Below are 5,864 nucleotides of genomic sequence, written 5' to 3' on the forward strand. Positions count from 1 at the left end.
CCGCCACGCGCTCGCGCAGGTGCGCGGCGCCGGCGACGTCGGGCCGCGCGACGAGGACGACCGCGTCGGCGCCCGCGAGCACCGGCAGGTGCGCCGCCCCCGGCAGCACCCGGCCGCAGTCGGCGACGACGTCGCGGTCGTGCGGGCGCAGGGCCCTCGCGACGCTCCCCCATACCGGTCCGAGCCCGGCCACCTGCTCGGGCGCGCTGACGCCGACGAGCACGTCGAGGCCCCCGGCGACCGGCTGCAGGTGCGGGGCCAGCTCGGCCTCGGCGCCCCGGCGGACCGCCGCGCCGAGCGACAGCAGGCCGCGGTCCTCCTCGAGGGGGGCGCCGTCCGGGCCGCGGTAGCGCAGGGCGAGGTCGCCCCCCGCGGGGTCGACGTCGGCGAGGGCGACGTCCCCCGGCCACAGGGAGGCGAGGAGGACGGCGAGCGCCGTGGTCCCCGGGGACCCCTTGGCGCTGGCGACGGCGACGAGCACCCTCAGCCCGCCCGCTCGAGCAGGACGAGCGCCAGCTCGTCGGCGGCCCCGGCGGCGGCGACCGCCGGCGCGTCGTCGGGGTCGACGAGGACGGTGGCCACCGGCGACGTCGTCGTGGTGACGCTGTCGTCGTCGGTGCCGCCCCCGACCTCCGAGACGGTCGCCCGCTCGACGAGGACGTCGCCCTCGCCGTCGGCGACGCGCACGAGCTGGACGACGTCGCCGGTCTGCAGGCCCTGCGCCGGGACACGACCCGGCGGCACGGGCACGCCGACGGCGGCGTCGCCGTTGCCGAAGGGGTCCTGCTGGTTGAGCATCTGGAGGTCGAGGATGCGCCCGGCGGGGATCTCCTGGACGGCGTAGCTCCTGCCCTCGACCGAGGCCCGTGCGGCTGCGGGCACCAGGTCGACGCCCTCGGCGGAGACCTGCTGCTCGACGAGGTCGTCCCGCGTGATGAGCGTGCCCACCGGGATGTCGCGGCCGGCCACGAGCACGGCCTGGCGGTCGTCCGCGCGCAGCGCCGCGAGCCCGGCCACGGCCGCGCCTCCGACGACGAGGAGCACGGCGAGGGCGGCCAGGGCCGGGCGGCGCTCACGGGGCGGCGCGGGCAGCCGCTCCCCGGGCCCGGCCTCGCGGGCGCTGCGCAGCCCGCGGGCGGTGCGGGCGCGCTGGCGGTCGCGCTGCGCGTCCTGCGCCTCGCCCCGCCGGTCCTGCGTGCTGACCGCCATGTGCCCCCCTCGTCGTCGCCCCGCCCGGTCCGCCGGCGGACCGGGCGGAGGGAGGGACGGTGCGGCGGGAGACTACTGCCCGTCACCGCGGCCACCACGTCCCGACGGCGACCGCCACCCGTCCGAGCGCCCGGGGCGGCCGCAGGACCCCCGGACCGGGTGCCCGCGCCGCCCGACCCCTCCCGCTCCGGCCGCCGCGCCCCTACGGTGAGCGCCGAGTCGCAGCCCGACCGGCGGGCGCGACGACGATCAGGAGGGGGCACCATGGCTGGTGGCGGAGGCGTGCACGTCGAGCACGAGGCGCTCGCGGCGCAGGCGAGCAACCTGGCGGCGACGAAGAACGAGCTCGAGGCCGTGCTCACGCGCCTGCAGGGGCAGATCCAGGAGCTGGTCTCCAGCGGCTTCGTCACGGACTCGGCGTCCGTGAGCTTCGGCGAGGCGCACGAGCGCTGGACGACGGCGGCCCGGGCCACCGTCACCGAGCTCGAGACGATGGGGAGCTACCTGGGGTCCACCTCCGAGGCGTTCGCCTCGGTGGACCAGCAGTTCACCGTCCGCCTCTGACGGCGCGAGCGCCCGCTCGCGGGCGCGACGACGGGCCCCGCAGGTCTCCTGCGGGGCCCGTCGTGCGTCCGGGGCCGGTCCGCGGACCGACGGGACCGGCGGGACCAGCGGGAGGAGCCGCGTCGAGGGCGGGGTCGGCGGCGGGGTCAGCGGTCGGCGGTCGCCGGCGAGGGCTCGACCCAGGGCGCCTGCACCGGCACGAGGCCGCCCCCGGCGGCCAGCAGGCCCCGGCCCGGCTGCACGCGGGGGGCGAGCTGGCTGCGCTGGAGGCGCGCGCCGACGGCGTCGCCGTCCACGAGGGTCGTCGGCGACAGCAGCAGGCCCTGCCGCGAGCGCCGCGCCTCCACCACCCAGCCGGTCAGACCGGTGGACAGCTCGGCCGCCGCGCCGGCGACGAGCACGCCGAGGGACCGGTCGCGGGCCTGGCGCACGAGCGCCGCGAGCGCGGGGGCGAGCGGCCCCTCGCGCAGCGCCTCGGCGTCGTCGACGAGGACGAGCCCCGGACCGGGGACGGCCCGCAGCGCCTCGACCAGGGCCTCCAGGGGGACCTCGCCCCCGCTCAGCGCCGCCCCGCCGAGGCGGCGGACGTCGTCGACGAGGTCCCCTCCCCCACGGGGGGCGAGGGCGAGGAGGCCGAGGCCGCGCCGACCGGCCACGGCGGCGGCCGCGCGCAGGACGGCGGTGCGCCCCGAGCGCGGCGGCCCCGCGACGACGGCGACGGGCGAGGACGACAGGTCGACCCCCAGCAGGTCGAGGTCGTCACCGCCGACGCCGAGCGGCACCCACAGCGGCGGTCGCGCCTCCAGCGGCCCTGCGCCGGCGAGCGCGGCGTCGAGGTGGAGGCGGGCGGGCAGCGCCTCGAGGCGGGGGGCGCGCGCCGACGCCGGGACGTCCGCCTCGCGCTCCGCCAGGCGACGCGCCAGCCCGCGGACGGCGTCCGCCTGCCCGGCGCCGTCCGTCGGCCCGGGCAGGACGGCGACCTGGGCCTCCACGGCGGTGTCGCTCCAGATCCCCCGCCCGGGCGGCAGCGCGGTCGGCACCTGGCTCGTACGCAGGCCCGCGAGGACGTAGTCGGAGCGGTCGGGCAGGCGCAGGACGAGCTTGTGCTCGACGAGCGCGCCCATGCGCCCCGACAGCAGGCTGCGGTCCCCCGAGACGAGCAGGTGGAGCCCGGCGGAGGCGCCCTCGCGCAGCAGCTGCTGGACCTCCTCGGCGAGGCGGCCGCCGTCCATCTCCCCCAGCACGGGCAGGAAGCCCTCCCACCGGTCGAGGACGAGCAGCACGTACGGCAGGCGGGGGCCGTCGTCGAGCCCGGCGTCGACGGCGGCGCGCTGCTCGCGGACGTCGGCGTACCCGCCGGCCGCCAGGACCTCCTGGCGGCGCGCGACCTCGCCGACGAGCCGGCGCAGCAGCCGCTCGACGCGCTCGGTCTGCGTGCGCTGCACGACGGCGCCCGCGTGGGGCAGGTCGGCCAGCGGCAGCAGGCCGCCGCTGCCGCAGTCGAGGGCGTGCACGTGGAGATCGCCGGCGCCGGTCTGCTCGACGAGGCCGGCGACGAGCGTGCGCAGCGCGGTCGTGCGACCCGTGCGGGCGCCGCCGACGACGTAGAGGTGGCCCGAGCCCCCCAGCGCGAAGCGGCGCACCCGCTGGGCCTGGCGGCCGGGGTGGTCCTCGAGCGCCCACCCGGCGCCCTCCGGCCCCGCCGCGGCGGCGGCGTCCGCGTCGCCGTCCAGGCCCTCGAGCGCGACGGGGTCGAGGGGCGTGGTGGCGTCCGGGTCCTCGACGCCGGCCCCCGCGTCGCGCAGCGCGTCGGTGGCGACGACCTCGGGCAGCGCGGGCAGCCAGGGGCTCGGCACGGCGGGCGCCCCCAGCCGGCGGGCGGCGTCCCCGACGGCCGCGACGACGTCGGCGAGGTCGGTGGCGTCCTCCTCGACCTCCGGACCGGTGGCCGCGGGGCGGCGCGGCAGCGGTCCGCCGAGCGCCTCCCACGGCAGGGGGCTGACGAGCGGCTCCAGCGGCACCGCCGGCCCGCTGCTGCCGGGCCGGCGGCCGCCGACCCGACCGGCCTGCACGGGCAGCAGCGATGACGACCCGGTGCGCACGTAGGCGCGCCCCGGCGTCGCCGCGGAGATGTGCGCGGCGTCCGGGGCGTCGACGACGTCGCGGCTCTCCACCTCGTCGGTGACGCGCAGGCAGATCCGCAGGTTGGTGTTGGCGCGGATCTCGCCGCTGACGACGCCGGAGGGCCGCTGCGTGGCGAGGACGAGGTGGATGCCGAGGGAGCGGCCCCGCTGCGCGACCGACACGAGGCCCTTGACGAAGTCGGGCAGCTCCGCGACGAGGCTCGCGAACTCGTCGATGACGAGGACGAGCCGCGGCACGGCCACCATCGCCGGGTCCCGGTCGGCCAGGCGCCAGTAGTCCTCGAGGTCCTTGGCCCCCGCCGCGCCGAGCACGTGCTCGCGACGGCGCAGCTCGGCCGTCAGCGAGGCGAGCGCGCGGGAGACGAGGTGCTCGTCGAGGTCGGTGACCATGCCGACGACGTGCGGCAGCCGCGAGCACGCCGCGAAGGCCGACCCGCCCTTGTAGTCGACGAGGACGAAGGCCAGCGCGTCCGGCCGGTTCGCGAGCGCCAACGACGCGACGAGGGTCTGGAGCAGCTCGGACTTGCCGGCGCCCGTCGTCCCGGCGACGAGGGCGTGGGGGCCGTCGCGGCGCAGGTCGACGGCCGCGACGCCGTCGTAGCCGACGCCGAGGACGGCTCGCGTGGTGCGCCCCTCGCGCCGCCACCGCGCGAGGACGTCCGCGCCGTCGGGCCGGTCGAGGCCCAGGCAGTCGAGGAGCCGCGCCGACGCCGGGACGCCGCTCTCCTCGACGTCGGGCGTCGTGTCGCGCAGGGGGGCGAGGGCGCGGGCCACCCGGGGCGCCCAGCCGTCGTCGACGAGGTCGGGCAGGGCGCCGTCCACCGGGTCGGCGCGCGGGCGCGAGAGCGACAGCGCGTCCTCGCGGACGACGACGACGGCGCGGCACTCCTCCGGGAGGGTGCGGACCTCGTCCTCGAGGCAGAGGACGTGGACGCCGACGCCCGGTCCGTCGCGGAGCAGCCCGACGACGCCGGGAAGCGCGCGCAGGCGCCGGGCGCCGTCGAGGACGACGAGGACGTCGGGCCCCGGCGGCGTCCACGCGCCGTGGCGCGGCCTGCTCGCGGCGCGGGCCTCGACGAGCCGACCGAGCTCGGCCAGCCGAGCGCCGACGGTGCTCGCGTCGTGCCCGAGCTGGACGGGCCCCTCGTCGGCCGCCGCCCCTCCCCCGGCCGCACCAGAGGCCCGCGCGTGCGGCAGCCACCGCAGCCACTCCCAGTCCGACCGGCCGTCCGCGCCCGTGAGCAGGACGACCGACAGGTCCCTCGGGCTGTGCAGCACCGCCGCCTGCCCCACGAGCCAGCGGCCCACCGCGGCCGCGAGGCCGTCGGCACCCGCGACGCCGACGACGCCGGCCGCCCGCACGTCGATCTCGACCGGCACCCCGCGGACCTCCCGCGGGGCCGGCGGCTCGTCCGAGGTGAGGAAGCCGGGCTCCCGGACGACGACCTCCCCGGGCACGTCGGCGAGGCCCAGCCGCAGCACGAGCGCGTCGGGGTCCGGGCGCCGCCGCTCCCACAGCCGGCGGCCCGGGCCGAGCGCCGTGAGGAGCAGGGCGGCGGCGTCGGGGCTGCGACGGCGCCGGTCCGCGACCTCGAGCGCCTGCGCGGCGGCGACCCGCTCCTCCACCTCGGCGGTCTCCCGCTCGAACCGGGCGACGTCGTCGAGGTAGCGCTTGCGCGCGCCGCGGCGGTCCGACGCCCAGTTGGCGAGGGCCATGAGGGGGGACAGGATTGCGAAGAACAGCCAGCGGGGGTTGCCGAGGATGAGCGCCATCGGCACGACCATGAGCGCCGGCGCGAGCACCATGACCCACGGCAGCGGGCGCTTCACCCGCTCCCCCGGCGGGCGCGGCAGGGTGAAGACGCGCTCGCGCACGGGCGGCAGCAGCCGCGGCGGGCGCCCGAGGTCGAGGCCCGGGTGGTCGCGCGCGGGCCGCGCGTCGGCGGG

At 79.6% G+C, this 5,864-nt stretch carries 3 protein-coding genes and 1 pseudogene; 1 reads left to right on the forward strand and 3 read right to left on the reverse strand.

The annotated features are described in order from the left end of the window. Together HLB09_RS12060 and HLB09_RS12065 are read right to left on the reverse strand one after the other, a co-directional pair. Positions 1 to 481 (reverse strand): annotated as a pseudogene (locus HLB09_RS12060) (hypothetical protein); the annotation flags it as partial. A 2-nt stretch (positions 482 to 483) separates the two neighbouring features. Then, positions 484 to 1,209 carry an SAF domain-containing protein gene (locus HLB09_RS12065; protein ID WP_171203612.1) on the reverse strand — a complete coding sequence of 242 codons (726 nt, stop codon included), beginning with the start codon at positions 1,207 to 1,209 and terminating at the stop codon, positions 484 to 486. A gap of 264 nt (positions 1,210 to 1,473) precedes the next feature. Between HLB09_RS12065 and HLB09_RS12070 the strand changes: the two genes are divergently transcribed. Continuing rightward, entirely contained in the window at positions 1,474 to 1,773 is a 300-nt protein-coding gene (locus tag HLB09_RS12070) for a WXG100 family type VII secretion target (protein WP_171203613.1), read from the forward strand. A 146-nt stretch (positions 1,774 to 1,919) separates the two neighbouring features. Here the strand turns inward: HLB09_RS12070 and HLB09_RS12075 are convergent. Beyond that, positions 1,920 to 5,864: FtsK/SpoIIIE domain-containing protein (locus HLB09_RS12075; RefSeq protein ID WP_171203614.1), on the reverse strand; the 3,945-nt coding region annotated here is incomplete at its 5' end.

Source organism: Pseudokineococcus marinus, assembly GCF_013004605.1.
Classification (GTDB): Bacteria; Actinomycetota; Actinomycetes; order Actinomycetales; family Quadrisphaeraceae; genus Pseudokineococcus; species Pseudokineococcus marinus.